Genomic DNA, 20,280 nt, shown 5'->3' with positions numbered 1-20,280 from the left:
CCTGGAGTAGCGTTCCGGCTTGTGCACTTCGTCATCATGGGATGTGGGCGCGTCGGCGCCACTCTGGCCCAGTCGCTCGAGAGCTACGGCCACTCCGTCGCGGTCATCGACCAGAACGCCGAGGCGTTCCGTCGGCTGAACGCCGACTTCGGCGGCAAGAAGGTGACAGGGCTCGGCTTCGACCGGGACACCCTGCACCAGGCGGGCATCGACGACACCTTCGGCTTCGCCGCGGTGTCGGACGGCGACAACTCGAACATCCTCGCCGCCCGCGTGGTCCGTGAGACCTACGGCATCGAGAACGTCGTCGCCCGGATCTACGACCCGCACCGCGCCGAGATCTACCAGCGCCTGGGCATCTCGACGGTCGCGACGGTCCGGTGGACCGCCGACCAGATGCTCCGCCGCATGCTCCCCATGGGGGCGACCGACGAGTACCGCGACCCCTCCGGCCAGATCCGTCTCGCCCAGGTGGACGTCCACCCGGGCTGGTACGGCCGGTCGATCCGGGCGATCGACGAGGCGAGCGGCGCGAAGTCGGCCTTCGTCACCCGCTACGGCGACGGGCTCATCGTGCACCCCGAGACCGTGCTGCAGGAGAACGACATCCTGCACGTGCTGGTCCACACGGACGCGTCCTCCACGATGGAGCGCATCCTCACCCACGCACCACAGCTGGAGGCCTGATGCGCGTCGTCGTCGCGGGAGCCGGGTCGGTCGGTCGCTCGATCGCCCGAGAGCTCCTCGCCAACGATCACGAGGTGACGATCATCGACCACCAGCCGACGTCGATGCGCGTCGCGCAGGTGCCCGACGCCGAGTGGCTGCTCGCGGACGCCTGCGAGCTGCCCACCCTCACCGAGGCCAAGGTCGACGAGTGCGACGTCATCGTCGCGGCGACCGGGGACGACAAGGCGAACCTCGTGATCTCGCTGCTCGCGAAGACCGAGTTCGGCGTCCCGCGCACCGTCGCGCGCGTCAACAATCCGAAGAACGAGTGGATGTTCGACGAGTCCTGGGGCGTCGACGTGGCGGTGTCGACCCCGCGCATCATGACGGCGATGGTCGAGGAGGCCGTGGCCGTCGGCGACCTGGTGAAGATCTTCACCTTCCACCAGTCGGGTGCCGACATCCTCGAGATCACCCTGCCGCCGACCTCGCCCCTGTCAGGTCAGCGCATCGGCGACATCAGCTGGCCGAAGGACACCGTGCTCGCGGCGATCGTGCGCGGCACCCTGCCGATCGCACCGTCGCCCGACGACACCCTCGAGGCCGGCGACGAGCTGCTCATCGTCACCGGCCAGGAGTCCTCGCTCAGCGACCTGCAGGCGCTGATGGCCGACGGACCAGGATCCACGTCCCCCACAGCACCAGACCCCACAGCGGGATCCCCATCACGAGACGAGCCGTTCCCAGCCATCCCACCGACGAGCTGAGGTAGAGCGGGACCTGCACCGCGAGGCGCGCCGCGAACATGCCGATCCACAGCCACGTGGCCAGCTGGTAGCGGCGCATCAGCGCACGGTCCTTGCGCCAGGCGGTCGAGAAGGCCGGAGCTGCGGCAGGCGCGGGCTCGACGACGTCCGAGCCAGCGGCAGGACCGTCCGCCGGGACCTCTCCCCTGCCGGTCGCGTCCAGGACGGTCGCGTCGACGCCGGGAGCGAGCGGCTCCTGCCGAGCGTCGGCGGTCGTGCTGCGGGCCGCCGCCGACGACGGCTGCGCACCGAAGCCGCCGCGGAGCGCCTCGACGACCACGCCGACGAGCGGCCAGGAGACGGCGACAGAGATCAGCATGGCGACGAGGTACGCGCCGTTGGTCCACAGCCCGTAGGCGAAGTACTGCGTGGCGTCACCCGAGCGCCACGCCCAGAACACGCCGATCGCGACGCCGAAGAGCCCGCCGAAGGCCTGCGTCACGGGCGTGCGCTGCACGAGGCGCGCGACGACCGCGGCGACCGCGACCGCGAGGGAGGCGACGAGCGGGGGCATGAGCTCGTTGGTCACGACGAACACGACGACGAACACCAGGCCCGGGGCCATCGTCTCGACGACGCCGCGGGGGCCACCCACCGAGTCGGCGATCGAGAACTCCTCCGAGGCCAGCGAACGCATCCCCGAACCCTTGCGGGCAGGCTCTGCTCCCTGGGGTCCAGGCGTCGCGGGCGGCTGCTCCGCGCTACTCACCGGGCCGCGCCCGGAGCTCGTAGCGCGGGTTGAAGATGGTCGCGCGACCGCCCATCTGGCACACGAGACCCTCGACCCGGGCACGACGGCCCGGCTCGATCCCGGCGATGCGCCGGCGCCCGAGCCACACGAGGTCGATCGACGCGGAGCCGTCGTACAGCTCGGCCTCCAGCGCGGGGACACCCTGCCGGGGGCGCAGCACGACCGAGCGGATGACGCCCGAGAGCACCACCTGCTCGCGGTCGCCCGCGGTCGCGGCGGCGATGCAGCCCGCCTGGGCCGACGAGTCGGTCCGCTCCTCGACCGCGGCGATCTCCTCCTGCGAGGCGAGCGCCGAGCGCAGCGCGGTGCGCAGGCTCATCAGCGGATCTCGGTGATCTCGGGACCGCGGGTCAGCGGGTCGAAGGTGGGGGGCGCCACGACGGGCTCGGCGGGGCGCTTGCCGGGCAGCGTGAGCGAGAGGAGGTCGCGCGGGGGGCGGGCGTCGTCACCGCGCACCACGACGATCTGCCGGAAGAGCGACTCGAGGGTCTTGGCCTCCTCGACGTCCACCGCCGCCTTGCCGCTGATGACGCCGCGGAGGAACCAGCGCGGGCCGTCGTGCCCGATGAAGCGCGCCGGGCGGTGACCGGTGCGGCCGTCGGCCGTCCGCGCGGGCAGGCGGGCGAGGAGCTCGCGCCCGAAAGGCCCGGGGACGTCGTCGACGGAGCCACCCTGCTTGACGATCGACTCGGCGATCTCGGCGCGGATCTCGTCCCAGATGCCGTCGGTGCGCGGCGCCGCGAAGGCCTGGACCTGCAGCGCGGAACCCTCGACGGAGAGCCCGGCCCCGGTCACCCGGTTGGTCTTCTGGTCGACCTCCATGCGCAGCTCCATGCCGCTGACACCAGGCACCCGGATCGCGCCGAGGTCGACGCGCGCGCCGAGCTCGGGGACGTCGGAGACGTCGAAGGGCCCCTCTGCACCGGCAGCGTCGGTCACCGTGTCGGACGAGCCTGCCTCGGAGGTCGTCTCGGCACCGTCCTGCGCCTCGGCGGAGTCGGTCTCGGTCCCCGGGGCGGGTGCGCTCGCACCGGTCCCCTTGGGTCCGCGTCGGAACAGAGCCACTGGTTCGTCTCCTTCGGTGGGTGCACGTGCAGCGCACGTGGCACGGCGGTGCGCCGGCCTCCCGGCCAGCACGAGGATGGTCCGCCGTGACCGTCTTGTGACAAGACTATGCCGCGGCGGCGCCCCTGAACTACTTCTGTGCTGACGGTGAACCGGACCATCCACCGCTCGACCCGAAGCCGCCCGCACCGCGGGCAGAGCCGGGCAGGCGCTCCGCCTGGACGAACCGCGCCCGGGCGACCTGCTGGACCACCAGCTGGGCGATCCTGTCGCCGCGCGCGAGGACGATCGGCTCGCTCGGGTCGCTGTTGTACAGGGTCACGGCGATCTCGCCGCGGTACCCGGCGTCGACCGTGCCCGGGGCGTTGACGATGGTCAGCCCGTGCCGCGCGGCCAGGCCGGAGCGCGGGTGCACGAAGGCCGCGTAGCCGTCGGGCAGCGCGATCGACACGCCGGTCGGGACGGTCGCGCGCCCGAGCGGGGCGAGCGTCACGTCGACCGTGGTCACCAGGTCGGCACCGGCGTCACCCGGGTGGGCGTACGCGGGGACGGGGATGCCGTCGTCGAGCAGGGTGATGAGGACCTCGGGGCTGTGCGTAGTCACGGTAGGTGACTCTAACGGCTCGCACCGCCAGGACCCCAGCGCCGCGCGCCGCCAGCCGGTCGACGGCCTGCGATGATGAGGACATGACCTCCGCCTCGCCTCTCGAGCCCTCCGACCGCGCTGCCACCTCCCCCACCGAGGGTACGAGCCGCACGACGGGTGCCGTCTACTCCGAGCGGCTGGTGCCCAGCCCGGCAGGGTGGTTCGGCGTCGTCGCCTTCGCGGCGGTGCTCGCGGTCGCCCTCACGGTGGCGGGCCCGACGGTCGCCGTGGTCACGGGCGTGGTCGCCCTCGTCGTCGGCTGCGCGATCGCGTGGTGGACGTCGCCGGTCGTCGAGGTGCGTGATGGCGTGCTCACCGCGGGCGGCACGTCGATCCCGACGGCCCTCCTCGGCGAGGTCGTCGTCCTCGACCGCGCCGGCGTCCGCGAGCAGATGGGCACCGGCTGGGACGCGCGCGCCTTCGCGTGCCTGCGGACCTGGACGGGCAGCGCCGTCCGGATCACGGTCGTCGACCCGGAGGACGCGACGCCGTTCTGGGTCGTCTCGACCCGCAGGCCGGACGACGTGGCGGCTGCCGTCGCGGCCCGGTGATCCGGGCCCGGACGCAGCCGCCGGGTCGAGCAGGGTAGAGCTGGTCGATCACGCCCGGCGCGAGGGGGGACGAGCGGCGCCGAGCGGGTGGAGCTGGTGGAGTGGTGTGCGGCCCGACAGCGTCAGGCTGCGCACTCCGAGCAGATCTGCTGGCCGTTCTTCTCGACGGCCAGCTGGCTGCGGTGGTGGACGAGGAAGCAGCTCGCGCACGTGAACTCGTCCGCCTGACGCGGGAGGACACGGACGGAGAGCTCTTCGCCCGAGAGGTCGGCGCCGGGAAGCTCGAAGCCTTCTGCGGCCTCGGTCTCGTCCTCGTCGACAACGCCTGAGCTCTTGTCGGAACGACGCGCCTTGAGCTCTTCGAGCGAGTCCTCGCTGAGGTCTTCCTCGGTCTTGCGGGGGGCGTCGTAGTCAGTTGCCATGTGTGGGCTCACACTCCAGTGCAGATGTATCGGTGGTAGCCGAGGTGACTCGCACGTCACTCGGTGTGTCGCAGCTCGGTGCTGGTTCAGGGCTTGTGCAGGGGGTTGCTAGTGCTGTAATGCTCGAGCGCGCCCGGTTGTTCCCAGGTGGCGATGGGATTGTCCATCATTTCCGGCCAGCGCGCACCTCGCACCGGCCGAACCCTCTCACACCCTCGGAGAGACTGCGCTCAGCGCACCGGTGCGCGAGCGCACGACCCGGGGTGAAGCGCCCACCCTAGTGCACTCTCAGGCTCCGCTGTCCGCGTCCAGACCGGCGAGCAGCGTCGCGAGCTCTCCGGCCGACCTCACGGGCCCGGCGACCGTCATGTCCGGGCTGGCCCCGCGCCCGCGCAGCCCGGTGACGGCGCCGCCGGCCTCGGTCACCAGCAGCGCTCCTGCGGCCATGTCCCAGGGGTTGAGGCCGCGCTCGAAGACGAGGTCGAGCTGCCCCTCCGCGACCATCGCGAGGTCGAGGGCGGCCGAGCCGATGCGGCGGATGTCGCGGACCCGCGGCAGGACGTGGGTGAGGACCTGCGCCTGCGCCGCACGACGCTCGGACGCGTAGCCGAAGCCGGTCCCGACGAGGCTCAGCGAGAGGTCGGTGGCCTCGTTGACGTGGATCGGCTCGCCGTCGGCCGTGGCCCCCTCACCGCGGCCTGCCGACCACGAGCGCCCGTCCGGGACGCGCACGACGCACCCCGCCAGCGCGTCCCAGGTCTCCGGGTCGGCCGTGCCCGCGACGACCGCGATCGACACGGCGTAGGACGGGATCCCGTAGAGGTAGTTGACCGTGCCGTCGATCGGGTCGACGACCCACGTCAACCCGCTCGTGCCGGCCACGTGGCCGTCCTCCTCGCCGAGGATCGCGTCGTCGGGCCGCGCCTCCAGGATCAGGCGCCGGATGAGGACCTCCGACGCCGCGTCCATGGCGGTGACGACGTCGACGGGCGACGACTTGGTCGCGGCGACCTCGACGCGCGCCGGGCTCGTGGTCCGCACGAGGTCCGCGGCCTCGGCGGCGACCCGCTCGGCGAGGCGGCGGAGCTCGCTCACGAGGGCGGCGTCGTGGGCAGGGGCGGGAGAGGCGGGAGCAGTCATGGCTCCATCCTGCCCGACAGTGTTCCTAGGTTCTCAGGTTCCCAGGTTCCCTGGTTCCCTGGTTCGCGGAGATCATCTGTTCCTGCGGCACACCGGCGCGGGTGCGCACCTGCGGGCCGCAGAGGTGGCACCCTGGCACCAACAGGTGCCACAGGAGGACCAATGGTTGAGCAGAGTGCAGGTGAGCTGCGTCTCGTCGGGCTGGACGACGACGGGGAGCACCTCGTGCTGTCGCGCCCCGGTGGCGAGACGTTCCGGCTGGCGATCACGGACGGGCTCCGTGCTGCCGTGCGCCGAGACCGTCCGCGCCTCGAGCACCTCAAGACGCAGGAGCGGGGCTTCCTGGCGCCGCGAGAGATCCAGGCGCGGGTCCGTTCGGGCCTGACCGCCGAGGAGATCGCCGCAGAGGCGGGCATCACCGTCGAGCAGGTCCGTCGCTATGAGGGCCCCGTGCTCGCCGAGCGACAGTTCATCGCGCAGCAGGCGGCCGCCACCCGTGTGGGCCGTGACAGCAGCTCGCCGAGCCTGGGCGACCTCGTCACGGACCGGCTCGCCGCACGTGGCGTCGAGACGTCGGGGCTGGAGTGGGACGCCTCGCGGCCCGACGGCCACGGCTGGATCGTCTCCGTCGCGTTCAGCGTCGGAGGCCAGGACCGCCTGGCCCGGTGGACCTTCGACCCGCCGGCCCGGTCGCTGCACGCCCTCGAGGACGAGGCACGCTGGCTCTCGGAGACCGAGATCGCCGACGAGCCCATCCCCCGTCGCCACCTCGCGTCGGTGCGCTCCTCGGTGTACGACCTCGACTCGGACGGGTCCGTGCGGCCGGTGCTCGACGCCGTCGACCTCGACCCGCGCCTGCTCCCCGTCCCGGAGCAGCAGGAGACGCCGAGCGAGCTCGACCAGACGGCAGCGATCCTCGACGACCTCCAGGGTCGACGCGGTGTCCGCCAGCAGATGGAGCTCGGCGAGGAGGACTCCCTCTTCGAGGGTTTCGGCCCGCCCGCAGCCTTCGGCGACGACGCGCACGAGCCCGCTGGTGACGTCCCCGGCGCACACCCGGCCGAGCCCGCGAGCGGGCTGCAGGAGGCACGCGTCTATGCGCTGCCCCCGCTCTCGCTGCCGGCCGACGCGCCGGACGCGGACGAGACGCCCGTGGCGCTGGCCCCCGATGCAGAGATCCCCGCGGCGGAGGAGACCTCGACCGAGGCCCCTGCCGAGAAGTCGCCGGCACGCCCCGCGCGACGTGGACGCTCGAAGGTCCCCAGCTGGGACGAGATCGTCTTCGGCGGCAAGCAGGACTGAGCCGCCCCTGCTCGTGGCCGGGCTGCCCCTCAGCGGTCAGCCTGGCCACGGTGGTGCTGTGCGCCTGGGCAGGGCTGCCGTGCACCTGGGCAGAGGTGCCGTGCACCCGGGCGGTCGTGCTGCGTCGCTCTGACGGAGAGAGCCTCAGACCGTCAGGCGGAGGTACGGCACGCGCATCTCGCGCGGGGTGAGCGACCCATGGACGCCCACCAGCGCGATCGATCGAGCGGACTGCACGCGGGAGTCGACCACGGTCGCCCTCCCCCGCGCCGCGACCACGACGTCGCCGATCCACGGCTCGACGTGCTCGGCGACCTCGCCGAACCAGCCGGCCTCGACCACCTCGTCCCGGGTGGCCACGAGCGCGTCGTCGCCGAGGATGTCCGCCCAGCGCTGCGCGAGGGCAGCGGCCCCCTTGCGCTTGGTGGCGTGGAGGTGGACGGCCCGCGGCTCGCCGGCGACGGCACGCACGCCCTCCTGGAGGGCGGCGGTCCGGCCGACGTCGCGCTGGCGGCTCCGGTCGACGTCGACCATGCCGTGGTCGGCGGTGACGACCACCTCGGTGCCGGCCGGCAGGACCGTCCGCAGCCGTGCGAGCTCGCGGTCGGCGAGCTCGAGGGCGTCGCCCCACTGCCAGGACTCCGAGCCCTCGTGGTGGCCGACCTTGTCGACGTCGCCCCAGTAGAGGTAGACGAGACCCGGTGTCATGAGCTCGAAGGCCGCGGCGTCCACCCGCGACTCCAGGCTCTCCGCGGCCCAGTAGCGCGCTCCGCGCAGCGCCGCGCGCGTCATGCCAGACTCGGCGAAGCGGGCGGGGCCGATCGACGTCACCCTGACCCCGGCCGCCGTGAGCTCCTCGAAGAGCGTCGGCTCGCGCTGCAGGTCGAGGGGGTCCGGTGCGCCCTCCCACGAGACGAGGTTGGCCAGCGAGCCGGTGCGCGGGTCACGGGCCGAGTAGCCGACCATCCCCGTGCGTCCGGGGCCGGTGCCGGTGCCGAAGATCCCCATCGAGACCGCGGTGGTCGACGGGAAGCCGCAGGTGAGCTCGGCACCGTCGTGGAGCAGCGACCGGAGGAACGGGGCATGCCCGCTGCGGTCGGAGAGGTTCTCGAAGCCGAGGCCGTCGACGAGGACCACGCACACGCGCTCGGCGGCCGGGAGCCCGAGCGCCGCCTGCGCGGCGGCGTTGCGGCCCTGCGCGTCGAGCACCCCGAGCGACGCGGCCGCGGCCGGCAGGACGGACGCGAGCGACCGGCCGGAGCGGTCCGGTGCGACGAGGCCGAGGGCCTGCGCGCGTGCGGCCAGGCCGGACGGGCCTGCGGTCACCGCCGCCCGCCGTGCGCCGCGTGCCCGGTCGCCGCGGACAGCGCCTTGGCGAAGGCCACCGCGGCGCGGACCGCCTCGACGCCCTCGGCCTGGGCGCTCACGCGGACGAGCACGTCGTCGTTGGCCATCGAGCCGGTGAGGCCGTGGTCGGCGTCGCACTGCGGGTCGGGGCACTGCGCGGGCTCGAGGTCGATGCGCGAGACGGCGCCCCACCCGATCGCGAGCGTGAGCTCGGTCGGCGCGGCGCCCGAGACGTGCTTCTCCGGCGCGTCGACCATGTGCGTGAGGACCACCGAGGTGACCTTCGCGAGCGGCACCGCCTCGGTCGTCGCCGCGGCGCTCGAGCGGGCGGTCTGCTCGCCGGCGTCCGGGTCCTCGGAGGCGTGGTCGTCGACGTGCGCGAGCACGAGCCTCGACGAGGTGAGGACCAGCACGGTCACGTGCCGGCGGACCTCGGAGGTCGCGAAGGTCGTCTCGACGTGCACCAGGTGCGCCTCGACGGGTTCGTCGGCGATGGCCACGTCGAGCACGTCGGCGACGAGCTCGGGGTAGTACCCGGCCCTGTCGAGCTGGCGGCGGAGGTCTGCGGAGAGGTCGGGGCTGCTGGTCGAGGACACCGCACCATCCTAGTCACGGCGCGGTGCAGGCTCAGCGGTGCAGGCTGAGCGGTGCGGGCTGAGCGGTGCGGGCTCAGCAGCGTCGTCGGCTCGACCCGGCGTCCTCCCGGCGTCCTCCCGTCGCCTCAGTCCGGCAGCGCGCGGCGCAGCCCGTCCTTGCGGTTCGCGTCGCTGACCGTGACCCGGGCGCTGAGCACGGCGGCGCCACGCTCGGACACGACCACGGGGTACAGCTCGAGCGAGCGGATCTCGGGGTGGTCGTCCGCGAGCTCGCTCACACGGCCGATGAGGTCCTCGATCGCCGCCGCGTCCGCCGACGGCAGCCCCTTGTAGCCGAAGAGGCGCGGGGCCGCCCGGACCGAGCGGACCATGTGCGCCACGTCGGTCGTGGTGAGCGGCGGCACCCCGTAGCTCACGTCTCCGAGGAGGTCGACCGCGTCCCCGCTCAGCCCGAAGGACACGACCGGGCCGTAGAGCTGGTCCTCGGTCGAGCGGATGACGCAGGCGACGCCTGCTGGTGCCATGCGCTGCACCTCGAGCGGACGCGCGGTCGGGTGGCGCAGCTCGGGCACGTGGTCGGCGAGCGAGGTCTGCATCTGCAGCACGTCGGTGCGGAGCTCCGACTCGTCCAGGATGTCGAGACGGACCCCGCCGAGGTCCGCGCGGTGGCGCAGCGACTCGGCCGTGCTCTTGAGGGCGACGGGCCAGCCGAGCTGGTCGGCCGCCGCGACGGCCTCGTCGGCGTCGCGCACCGGGACGGACTCCCAGACGTCGATGCCGTAGCAGGCCAGCAGTGCTCGGACCTCGGCGGGCGCCAGGTCGACGCGCTCCCCCTCACGGGTGTGCCGCGCGATGATCGTGCGCGCCACGGCGGGGTCGACGTCCGGGTAGGTCAGCGGGACGCCGTGGTCCTGGTGCCGCCAGCCGGCGTACCGCACGACGGCTCCGAGCGCCTGCACCGCGTCCTCGGGGGTCGAGTAGGCGGGGACGGTCACGGTCCGGGAGGCGGGCTCTCCGGCCTCCTCCCCGGTCGCCTCGGACGGCTCTCCCGGCGCGTCAGGCACCTCGACGGTGAGCTCGGGCAGCAGGCCGTGGAGGCCGAGCACGCTCGCGACGGTCGGTCGCCCGGACCGTGCCGCCGCTGCGGCGACGGCGGCGCAGAACTGGGTGTCGGTCCCGCCCAGCACAGGGACGTGCACGGCGACGACCACGTCGCAGGCCCCCTCGGCGTAGACCGCGTCGATCGCGGCGAGGTTCTCCTCCTCGGTCGCGTCCTCGCGGACCACGCCCACGTGCCCGGTGACGACCAGCCCGGCCGCGCCCGCCGCCTCGGCGACGATCGCGGACAGCGGCGCGGAGCCGGCGACGATGCCCACACGGCGGCCCGACGGCAGCGGCTGGTGGGCGAGCAGCTGGATGATGTCGAGCATCTGGTGGGTGTTCTCCGCGCGGATCACGCCCGACTGGCGCAGCATCTCCTCGAGGGTGCGTCGCGGCGCACGGGTGGTGCGCACCGCGTGGCCCGCCGGGACCACGTGGCCGGAGCGCCCCGCCGTCACGACGACGACGGGCTTGACGAGCGAGAGCCGACGGGCGATCCGCGAGAACTTCCGCGGGTTGCCGATGGACTCGAGGTAGAGGCCCGCGACGTCGGTGGACTCGTCGTCCTGCCAGTACTGCATGAGGTCGTTGCCGGACACGTCCGCGCGGTTGCCCGCCGACACGAAGGACGACAGGCCGACGCCGCGGCGCCACACGGTCGCGAGGACCGTCACCGCCATCGGCGCGGACTGGCAGAAGATCCCGACGCGCCCGTCGGGCGGCAGCACGGGGGCGAGCGAGGCGTTGAAGGCCCCCTCCGGACGACGCGCGAACATCCCGTACGACCCGGGCCCGACGACCCGCATGCCCGCGGCGTGCGCGGCACGGACCACCTCGCGCTGGAGCACCAGGCCCTCGGGGCCGGTCTCCGCGTACCCCGGGCCTGCCACGACCACGCCGCGGGTGCCGAGGCGGGCGAGGGCCCGCACGGTCGCGAGGACGTCGCCGGGCAGCACCACGACCAGGGCGAGGTCGACCGGGGCCGTCACCTCGTCGAGAGTGCCGACGAACAGCAGCCCGGTGGCGTCGCCGATCGCCGCGCGGAGGGCGTCCGAGGCGCCCACGACGGTCATGGTCACGTCGCCGTCGCGCAGGTGCGCGCCGACGGCACGCACCGTCATCCGCGACTGCAGGCTCGTCGCGTCGGCGTCGTCCGGGGCGACCACGAGGACCGACCGCGGGGTGAGCAGGCCGAGCATGCTGCGCGCCTCCGCGCGGTGCTCCCGGTCGATCATCACCTGCCGCGAGCGCTCCGTCGGGTCCAGGTCGATGCTCACGGTGACGATGCCGTCGTCGACGTGCTGGGTGGTCTCGTAGCCGGCCTCGCGGAACACGGCGAGCATCTTGCCGTTCTGCGGGAGGACCTCGGCCGCGAAGTGCGTGATGCCGACCTCGCGGGCGGCTGCCGCGATGTGCTCGAGGAGCGCCGAGCCCAGGCCGCGGCCCTGGTGGGAGTCGGCGATGTTGAAGGCGACCTCGGCCTCACCGGGCGCGATGGTGTCGAAGCGCGCGACGCCGATGATCTCCTCGGAGCCGTCGGAGGTCCACGAGACGGCGACCAGGGCGACCCTGTCGCGGTGGTCGAGCTCGGTGAAGCGGGTGAGGTCGCGGGCGGAGAGGCGCTCCATCGCGGCGAAGAACCGCATGTAGGTGGAGCGCTCCGACTGGCCGGTGTGGAAGCGCTGCAGCGCGTCGCGGTCGGCGGCGGTGATCGGGCGGAGGTGCGCCGTCGTGCCGTCCTGGAGGACGACGTCGGCCTCCCACTCCTGCGGGTAGCCGGTCTCTGTCGCGACGCCGTCGTCTGCGGGCGAGCCTTCGGGGTTGGTCACAGGTACAGGCTATGCGGCGCTGGCGCGGCACGGGACCTGGCGCACCGGCACTCGTGCGAAACTGTGGGCCAGCACGCCCGCACCCGCACCAGACCAGGAGCCTTGAACCGATGGCACGTCAGACGCGATCCGGCTCGACGACCGACCTCGGCGACTTCACCGAGAAGATCGTCGACATCGACGTCGCCCAGGAGATGGAGGGCTCGTTCCTCGAGTACGCCTACTCCGTCATCTACGCGCGCGCCCTCCCCGACGCCCGCGACGGGCTCAAGCCGGTGCAGCGACGCATCCTCTTCCAGATGTCCGACATGGGGCTGCGTCCGGACCGCGGCCACGTGAAGTCGGCACGCGTCGTCGGCGAGGTGATGGGCAAGCTCCACCCGCACGGTGACACGGCGATCTACGACGCGCTCGTCCGCATGGCGCAGCCCTTCTCGCTGCGCCTGCCGATGGTGGACGGGCACGGCAACTTCGGCTCGCTCGACGACGGCCCGGCGGCGCCCCGGTACACCGAGGCACGCCTCGCCCCGGCCGCGCTGGTGATGACGACCGGTCTCGACGAGGACGTCGTCGACTTCGTGCCGAACTACGACAACAAGCTGGTCCAGCCCGAGGTGCTGCCCGCGGCGATCCCGAACCTGCTGGTCAACGGCGCGTCGGGCATCGCGGTGGGGATGGCGACGAACCTCGCCCCGCACAACCTCATCGAGGTGGTCGCGGCGGCACGGTTCCTCGTGGCGAACCCGAAGGCGAGCCTGGAAGACCTCATGCGGTTCGTGCCGGGGCCGGACCTGCCCACGGGCGGGAAGATCGTCGGGCTCGAGGGCATCCGCGACGCGTACCGCACGGGCCGTGGGTCGTTCAAGACCCGGGCGACCGTGCGGGTCGAGAACGTCACCCCCAAGCGCAAGGGGCTCGTCGTCACCGAGCTCCCGTACCTGGTCGGCCCGGAGAAGGTCATCGAGAAGATCAAGGAGGGTGTCCAGGCGAAGAAGCTCGCCGGCATCACCGCGGTCACCGACCTCACCGACCGGTCGCACGGTCTGCGCCTGGTCATCGAGATCAAGACGGGGTTCAACCCTGAGGCCGTGCTCGAGCAGCTCTACCGGTACACGCCGATGGAGGACTCCTTCGGCATGAACAACGTCGCGCTCGTCGACGGTCAGCCGCGCACCCTCGGGCTGCGCGAGATGCTCTCCGTGTGGGTCGACCACCGCATCGACGTGGTGCGCCGCCGCTCGCAGTTCCGCCTCACCAAGCGCCTCGACCGTCTGCACCTCGTCGAGGGCCTGCTGCTGGCGATCGTCGACATCGACGAGGTCATCCAGGTGATCCGCAGCTCGGACGACGCGGACACCGCGCGCGGTCGCCTGCGCGAGGTGTTCGACCTGTCCGAGGCGCAGTCCGAGTACATCCTCGAGCTGCGGCTGCGACGGCTCACCAAGTTCTCGCGCATCGAGCTCGAGAAGGAGCAGTCGGCGCTCGTCGAGGAGATCGAGCAGCTCCGCGCGATCCTCGGCGACGACGCGCTCCTGCGCCGCGTGGTGAGCGACGAGATGGCCGAGGTGGCCAAGGTCTACGGCACGCCGCGCCGCACCATCCTGCTCGACTCGGCCGGTGGCGGCGTGACCGGCCTGCCCGGGCCCTCGAGCCCGCGCGGCGCCCCCGTCTCGCTCGAGATCGAGGACACCCCGTGCTGGGTGCTGCTGTCGTCGACCGGGCTGCTCGCCCGCACGAGCGACGAGACCGAGCCCGTGCGCGACGACCACCGCCACGCGCACGACGTCCTCGCGTCGGGCGTGCTCGCGTCCGTACGCGCCGAGGTCGGTGCGCTGACGTCCGCCGGACGGGTGGTGCGCCTCTCGGTGCTCGACCTGCCGGCGCTGCCTCCCACGCAGGGCGCGCCGAGCCTGTCCGGAGGCGTGCCCGTCGCCGAGGTGTGCGCCCTCGAGCCGGGCGAGCGGCTCGTCACCGTCGTCTCCCTCGCCGAGGACGCGCCGACCCTCGCGCTCGGCACGGCCGCCGGCGTGGTCAAGCGCGTCGCCCAGGGTGACGTCCCGAACCGCGACAGCTGGGAGGTCGTCGCCCTCAAGCCGGGCGACGCCGTGGTCGGCGCGGTCCCGGTGACCGACGACGACGAGCTCGTGTTCGTCAGCTCCGAGGCCAGCCTGCTGCACTTCCCGGCCACCGCGGTGCGGCCGCAGGGGCGGACCGCGGGCGGCATGGCCGGCATCAAGCTCGCGGGCGACCAGCGGGTCGTGTTCTTCGGTGCGGTCCGCGCGGGGCAGTCCGAGGAGTGCGCCGTGGTCACCGTGGCGGGCGCCTCCGACGCCCTGCCCGGCACCCAGACGGGGAGCGTCAAGACGACGGCCTTCGCCGCCTACCCCGGCAAGGGGCGGGCGACCGGCGGCGTCCGGGCCCACCGGTTCCTCAAGGGCGAGGACACGCTGCTCCTCGCCTGGGTCGGCACCGCTCCCCCGCACGCCACGGGAGCAGCAGGGCAGCCGCTCGAGCTCCCCGAGGCGGACCCGCGGCGCGACGGCTCGGGCACCATGCTCGACGCGCCGGTGCACGCGGTCGGGTAGCACCGGGAGCCGTGCCGGGGGTGCAGGGCCCTCTCGCCGTGCGGTCGCGGCGATGTGCGGAGAGAATCGCAGCGTCGCCACGATCTGCGTGGTGACACCCGCGACCCCCTGGAGACTCCCCATGCGCACCCCCCTGCTCGTCCGGTCGACCGCACTGCTCGCCGTGGCAGGACTGGGGCTGGCCGGGTGCTCGGGCGGCGAGACCGAGAAGGTCACCTCCGAGGTCACGAGCACCGCGAGCGCCGAGCCGACGACGGACCCCACCGACGACACGACCGACGAGCCGACCAGCGAGCCTTCTGAGGAGCCCACCGACGACTCGACCGCCACCGACGACGCGGACGACACGTCCGGCAGCACCTCGGTCGACGGCACCCAGGTCGTCGACCTCACGGGCACCGGCACCGAGCTCACCCTCGAGATCCCCGAGGGCTGGCAGCCGTCGGACGCCGCCGCGGACGTCCCGTCGATCGTGCTCGTCGCGGTGGACCCCGAGCCCTACGAGGCCTTCGCGTCGAACGTCGTGGTCACCGTCGAGCCGCTGCCCTCGGGGCTCACGGCAGAGGACGTCTTCGCGACCCACGACGCGGCGGGACTGGGCTACGAGTCGGAGATCCCCGAGGGGACCGACGGCACGACGGACGGGTACCCGTCCCACGTGGTCTCCGGGCTGCTCGAGGGCCCGTCCGGGGAGCAGCTCGCCCAGAGCTCGACGGTCGTGATCGTCGAGGGCGACGACGGCACAGGTGTCGTCCTGGCGCTCGCGCTCACCACGCACGCCGACGACACCGAGGGCCGTGACGCGCTGAGCGCGATCCTCGAGGGCGCGACGATCGACTGAGGTGCTCTGCAGGCTCAGGACACCCTCTGCTGCCTGGTCTCACCACCTCACCCCCGCCACGGCCGGTACCCGGCTCGCGCGTCACCCTCTGCACCCACGACAGGAGTCTCATGGACAGGACCACGGACCAGGCACGACGCGTCGTCGTCACCGGCGGCAGCGGCAAGCTCGGGCGCGCCTGCGTCGCCGACCTGCTCGAGCACGGCTACGAGGTGGTCAACGTCGACGTCGCACCGCCGCCCGCCGACCAGGGCTGCGCGTACGTGCGGGCCGACCTCACCGACCTGGGTCAGACCGTCGCGGTGCTCACCGCGGTCGACGACCGGTACCGCGGCGTCGACGCCGTCGTGCACCTCGCGGCGATCCCCGCCCCTGGCGGGTTCCCCGACCACGTGATCTTCGAGACGAACACGGTCTCGACGTACAACGTCTTCTCCGCGGCGCGCACCGCGGGGATCCGCACCGTCGTGTGGGCGTCGAGCGAGACGGTCCTCGGCCTGCCCTTCGAGACTCCCCCGCCATACCTCCCGGTGGACGAGGAGTACCCGGGCCGCCCCGAGAGCTCGTACTCGCTGTCCAAGCTGCTCGGCGAGCACACCGCCGAGCAGATGTGCCGCCAGGACCCGTCGCTGATGATCCACGCCCTGCGGTTCTCGAACGTCATGGAGCCCCACGACTACGCGGCCTTCCCCGGGTTCGACGCCGACCCCTCGCTGCGCCGCTGGAACGCCTGGGGCTACATCGACGCCCGGGACGGGGCGCAGGCGGTCCGACGGTCGCTCGAGCACGGCCGGCCCGGCTTCGAGGTGTTCGTCGTCGCCAACGCCGACACCGTGATGAGCCGCAGCAGCGCCGAGCTCGCGGCGGCCGAGTTCCCCGGCGTCCCGGTGCGCGGGACCCTGGGCACGCACGAGACGCTGCTGTCGATCGACAAGGCGCGGCGCGTGCTCGGCTTCGAGCCGCAGCACTCGTGGCGGGACCAGGTCTGAGCAGCCCGCACCCCGAGGGCACCCGCCCGGCAGCCGACCACCTGGCGGGCGCCCGCCTGGCTGTCGGGCGTCGTCCCTAGACTGGCTCCATGCTCACCGCGCGCGCTGCTGCCCTGAAGTCCGCCATCGCCACCCGGGTCGTCGTCGCCGACGGCGCGATGGGCACAATGCTGCAGGCGGCCGACCTCAGCCTCGACGACTTCCAGGGGCTCGAGGGCTGCAACGAGATCCTCAACGTCACCCGGCCCGACGTCGTCGAGTCGGTCCACGACGCGTACTTCGCGGTCGGCGTCGACTGCGTGGAGACCAACACCTTCGGGGCCAACTGGTCGAACCTCGGCGACTACGGGATCGACGACCGCATCTTCGAGCTCGCCGAGGCGGGTGCACGGGTCGCGCGGCGCAGCGCCGACAAGCACGCCACGCCCGACAAGCCACGCTGGGTCCTCGGCTCGATGGGGCCGGGCACCAAGCTGCCGAGCCTCGGGCACACGAGCTACGCGCACCTGCGCGACACCTTCGCGCAGCAGGCCGCCGGTCTCGTCGCGGGCGGTGCCGACGCGATCCTCGTCGAGACCAGCCAGGACCTCCTCCAGACGAAGGCGGCGGTCAACGGGTCGAAGAAGGCCATGGCCGAGTCCGGCGTCGAGGTGCCGATCTTCGTCCAGGTGACCGTCGAGGCGACGGGCACCATGCTCATGGGCTCCGAGATCGGTGCGGCGCTCACCACGCTCGCCGCGCTCGGCATCGACTCGATCGGCCTCAACTGCGCGACGGGTCCCGCGGAGATGAGCGAGCACCTGCGCCACCTCGCCAAGCACTCGGCCGTCCCGGTCACCTGCATGCCCAACGCCGGGCTCCCGGTGCTGGGCGCGAACGGCGCGCACTACCCGCTGAGCCCGGCCGAGCTCGCGGTGGCGCACCAGCAGTTCGTCCGCGAGTTCGGCCTCGGCCTCGTCGGCGGGTGCTGCGGCACGACGCCCGAGCACCTGCGGGCCGTGGTCGACGCCGTGGGTGGGGCGCCCGTCGTCGAGCGCACCCCCGAGCCCGAGAAGGGCGTCGCGAGCCTCTACACGCACGTGGACTTCGACCAGGACGCCTCGTTCCTGGCCATCGGCGAGCGCACCAACGCCAACGGCTCCAAGGCCTTCCGCGAGGCGATGCTCGCCGAGGACTGGGACGAGTGCGTGCAGATCGCCCGCGCGCAGACCCGCGACGGCGCGCACCTGCTCGACGTGTGCGTGGACTACGTGGGCCGCGACGGCGTGGCCGACGTGCGCTCCGTGGTGTCGCGCCTCGCGTCGGCCTCGACGCTGCCCCTCGTCATCGACTCGACCGAGCCGCCCGTCATCCAGGCCGGCCTCGAGCTCGTCGGCGGACGCGGCGTGGTCAACTCGGTGAACTTCGAGGACGGCGACGGCGAGACCTCGCGCTACGGGCGCATCATGCCGCTGGTCAAGGAGCACGGCGCGGCCGTCATCGCCCTCACCATCGACGAGGAGGGCCAGGCACGCACCGCCAAGACCAAGCTCGCGATCGCGAGCCGGCTCGTCGACGACCTCACCGGCCGGTGGGGCATGGACGTCGCCGACATCATCGTCGACACCCTGACCTTCCCGATCGCCACCGGCCAGGAGGAGACCCGACGCGACGCCATCGAGACCATCGAGGCGATCCGTGCGCTCAAGGCGAAGTACCCAGGGGTGCACACGACCCTCGGTGTCTCGAACGTGTCCTTCGGGCTCAACCCCGCCGCGCGCGTCGTGCTCAACTCGGTGTTCCTGCACGAGGCGGTCCAGGCCGGGCTCGACTCGGCGATCGTGCACGCCGCGAAGATCCTGCCCCTCGCCAAGATCCCCGACGAGCAGCGCAAGGCGGCCCTCGACCTCGTGTGGGACCGCCGCGAGTACGACGCCGACGGCGCGATGACCTTCGACCCGCTCGCACGCCTCCTCGACCTCTTCGCCGGCGTCGACACCGCGGCGCTCAAGGACCAGCGGGCCGCCGAGCTCGCCGCGCTCCCCCTCGGGGAGCGGCTCGAGCGGCGCATCCTCGACGGCGACCTCAAGGGCCTCGACACCGACCTCGACCTCGCGCTCGGCGAGGGCATGACGGCCCTCGCGATCATCAACGACCACCTGCTCGAGGGCATGAAGGTGGTCGGAGAGCTGTTCGGGAAGGGCGAGATGCAGCTGCCCTTCGTGCTGCAGTCCGCCGAGGCCATGAAGACGGCCGTGGCGTACCTCGAGCCGCACATGGAGAAGACCGACGAGGCCGGCAAGGGCACCATCGTGCTCGCGACGGTGCGCGGCGACGTGCACGACATCGGCAAGAACCTCGTCGACATCATCCTCACCAACAACGGCTACACGGTCGTCAACATCGGCATCAAGCAGACCATCGCCGCGATGATCGAGGCCGCCGAGGAGCACCACGCCGACGTCATCGGCATGAGCGGGCTGCTCGTGAAGTCGACCGTCGTCATGCGCGAGAACCTCGAAGAGCTCAACGCGCGCGGCCTGGCGCAGAAGTACCCCGTGCTGCTCGGCGGCGCGGCGCTGACCCGCACCTACGTCGAGGACGACCTCGACGCCGTCTACGACGGCCAGGTCCGGTACGCCCGCGACGCCTTCGAGGGGCTGCGCCTCATGGAGCCGCTCGTCCGGGTCGCCCGAGGGGAGGACGTCGCCGCCGTCGGGCTGCCCGCGCTCAAGAAGCGCCGCCACGCGACGGTCACCGTCACGCAGACCGCCGACGAGGACCTCCCCCCGCGCTCGGACATCGCCTCCGACAACCCCGTGCCGACGCCGCCGTTCTGGGGGTCGCGCATCGTCAAGGGCATCCAGCTCGCCGACTACGCCGCGTTCCTCGACGAGCGCGCGACCTTCATGGGCCAGTGGGGCCTCAAGCCCTCCCGTGCCGACGACTCCGCCAGCTACGAAGAGCTCGTCGAGGTCGAGGGGCGCCCGCGGCTGCGCGACTGGCTCGACCGCATCAAGACCGAGGACATGTTCGACCCGTCGGTGGTCTACGGCTACTTCCCCGCCGTGGCCGACGGCGACGACATGGTGATCCTGCACCACGAGGGCCCGGACGGCGGCTCGGGCGGCGAGCCGGGCACGGAGCGCATGCGCTTCACCTTCCCCCGGCAGCGCCGCGACCGGCACCTGTGCCTCGCCGACTTCGTCCGGCCGAAGGACTCAGGCGAGGTCGACGTCGTCGCCTTCCAGCTGGTGACGGTGGGCGCCTCCGTCGACCCGCACACCGCCCGGCTGTTCGCCGAGAACCGGTACCGCGAGTACATGGAGCTGCACGGCCTCTCGGTGCAGCTCACCGAGTCCCTCGCGGAGTTCTGGCACTCCCGCGTCCGCGAAGAGCTCGGCTTCGCCGCCGAGGACCCCGCAGACCTCGACGGCATGTTCAAGGTCGACTACCGCGGCGCCCGGTTCTCCCTCGGCTACCCGGCATGCCCCGACATGGAGGACCGCCGCAAGGTGATGGAGCTGCTGCGCGCCGAGCGCGTCGGCGTCGTGCTCTCCGACGAGCTCCAGCTGCACCCTGAGCAGTCGACCGACGCGATCGTGTTCCACCACCCGGCCGCGAAGTACTTCTCGGTGTGACGGGGCGATGAGTGTGACGG

General features: G+C 72.7%; 16 protein-coding genes and 1 pseudogene. 8 read left to right on the top strand and 9 right to left on the bottom strand.

Annotated elements, in window-relative coordinates:
* Positions 1–36 precede the first annotated feature (36 nt).
* Together SKED_RS07920 and SKED_RS19465 are read left to right on the top strand one after the other, a co-directional pair.
* Positions 37–687 (top strand): potassium channel family protein, encoded by a 651-nt coding sequence (locus SKED_RS07920; RefSeq protein WP_042438859.1) that lies wholly within the window; start codon positions 37–39, stop codon positions 685–687.
* Positions 687–1,436, top strand: coding sequence for a potassium channel family protein (locus SKED_RS19465; protein WP_012866620.1), 750 nt, complete (start codon positions 687–689; stop codon positions 1,434–1,436). Before SKED_RS07920 ends, SKED_RS19465 begins: the two co-directional genes overlap by 1 nt.
* Here the strand turns inward: SKED_RS19465 and SKED_RS07910 are convergent.
* The 4 genes and pseudogenes from SKED_RS07910 to dut form a co-directional block, all read right to left on the bottom strand.
* Positions 1,393–2,112 (bottom strand): annotated as a pseudogene (locus SKED_RS07910) (DUF3159 domain-containing protein); the annotation flags it as partial. The gene SKED_RS19465 and the pseudogene SKED_RS07910 sit on opposite strands and share 44 nt — an antisense overlap.
* 64 nt (positions 2,113–2,176) lie before the next feature.
* Complete coding sequence (locus SKED_RS07905; RefSeq protein WP_012866618.1) at positions 2,177–2,545, bottom strand: OB-fold nucleic acid binding domain-containing protein; 369 nt, start codon at positions 2,543–2,545, stop codon at positions 2,177–2,179.
* Positions 2,545–3,291 (bottom strand): DUF3710 domain-containing protein, encoded by a 747-nt coding sequence (locus SKED_RS07900; protein WP_012866617.1) that lies wholly within the window; start codon positions 3,289–3,291, stop codon positions 2,545–2,547. The genes SKED_RS07905 and SKED_RS07900 overlap by 1 nt, the downstream gene beginning before the upstream one ends.
* 130 nt (positions 3,292–3,421) lie before the next feature.
* Positions 3,422–3,895 (bottom strand): dUTP diphosphatase, encoded by a 474-nt coding sequence (dut, locus tag SKED_RS07895; protein WP_012866616.1) that lies wholly within the window; start codon positions 3,893–3,895, stop codon positions 3,422–3,424.
* Positions 3,896–3,978: 83 nt separating this feature from the next.
* Here dut and SKED_RS07890 point away from each other — a divergent pair, with 83 nt between their 5' ends.
* Positions 3,979–4,488 (top strand): DUF3093 domain-containing protein, encoded by a 510-nt coding sequence (locus SKED_RS07890; protein ID WP_012866615.1) that lies wholly within the window; start codon positions 3,979–3,981, stop codon positions 4,486–4,488.
* 122 nt (positions 4,489–4,610) lie between these two features.
* Here the strand turns inward: SKED_RS07890 and SKED_RS07885 are convergent, their stop codons facing one another.
* Positions 4,611–4,910: a DUF4193 domain-containing protein gene (locus tag SKED_RS07885; protein WP_012866614.1), complete on the bottom strand. Its 300-nt coding sequence runs from the start codon at positions 4,908–4,910 to the stop codon at positions 4,611–4,613.
* Positions 4,911–5,198: 288 nt separating this feature from the next.
* Positions 5,199–6,050 carry an inositol monophosphatase family protein gene (locus SKED_RS07880; protein ID WP_012866613.1) on the bottom strand — a complete coding sequence of 284 codons (852 nt, stop codon included), beginning with the start codon at positions 6,048–6,050 and terminating at the stop codon, positions 5,199–5,201.
* 162 nt (positions 6,051–6,212) lie between these two features.
* Between SKED_RS07880 and sepH the strand changes: the two genes are divergently transcribed.
* Complete coding sequence (sepH, locus tag SKED_RS07875) at positions 6,213–7,352, top strand: septation protein SepH (RefSeq protein ID WP_012866612.1); 1,140 nt, start codon at positions 6,213–6,215, stop codon at positions 7,350–7,352.
* 144 nt (positions 7,353–7,496) lie between these two features.
* Here sepH and SKED_RS07870 read toward each other — a convergent pair whose 3' ends face one another.
* From SKED_RS07870 to SKED_RS07860, 3 genes are all read right to left on the bottom strand, one after another.
* Positions 7,497–8,678, bottom strand: a complete 1,182-nt coding sequence (locus SKED_RS07870) for an alkaline phosphatase family protein (protein ID WP_012866611.1) — start codon at positions 8,676–8,678, stop codon at positions 7,497–7,499.
* Entirely contained in the window at positions 8,675–9,295 is a 621-nt protein-coding gene (locus SKED_RS07865) for a DUF5998 family protein (protein WP_012866610.1), read from the bottom strand. Before SKED_RS07865 ends, SKED_RS07870 begins: the two co-directional genes overlap by 4 nt.
* A gap of 125 nt (positions 9,296–9,420) precedes the next feature.
* Positions 9,421–12,225: a bifunctional acetate--CoA ligase family protein/GNAT family N-acetyltransferase gene (locus tag SKED_RS07860; protein ID WP_012866609.1), complete on the bottom strand. Its 2,805-nt coding sequence runs from the start codon at positions 12,223–12,225 to the stop codon at positions 9,421–9,423.
* A 110-nt stretch (positions 12,226–12,335) separates the two neighbouring features.
* On the opposite strand from SKED_RS07860, the gene SKED_RS07855 reads away from it, so the two are divergent.
* From SKED_RS07855 to metH, 4 genes are all read left to right on the top strand, one after another.
* A complete protein-coding gene (locus SKED_RS07855; protein ID WP_012866608.1) occupies positions 12,336–14,810 on the top strand; it encodes a DNA gyrase/topoisomerase IV subunit A in 2,475 nt (824 codons plus the stop codon).
* A 121-nt stretch (positions 14,811–14,931) separates the two neighbouring features.
* Positions 14,932–15,651, top strand: a complete 720-nt coding sequence (locus tag SKED_RS07850) for an LpqN/LpqT family lipoprotein (RefSeq protein ID WP_012866607.1) — start codon at positions 14,932–14,934, stop codon at positions 15,649–15,651.
* 110 nt (positions 15,652–15,761) lie between these two features.
* A complete protein-coding gene (locus SKED_RS07845; protein ID WP_012866606.1) occupies positions 15,762–16,640 on the top strand; it encodes an NAD-dependent epimerase/dehydratase family protein in 879 nt (292 codons plus the stop codon).
* Positions 16,641–16,729: 89 nt separating this feature from the next.
* A complete protein-coding gene (gene metH, locus SKED_RS07840; protein WP_012866605.1) occupies positions 16,730–20,260 on the top strand; it encodes a methionine synthase in 3,531 nt (1,176 codons plus the stop codon).
* The last annotated feature ends 20 nt before the right edge of the window (positions 20,261–20,280 follow it).

The sequence above is a fragment of the Sanguibacter keddieii DSM 10542 genome (genome assembly GCF_000024925.1).
GTDB classification, from domain to species: domain Bacteria; phylum Actinomycetota; class Actinomycetes; order Actinomycetales; family Cellulomonadaceae; genus Sanguibacter; species Sanguibacter keddieii.
Note: the sequence above shows the minus strand (reverse complement) of the source record. Positions and strands in the feature narration are given on the sequence as shown.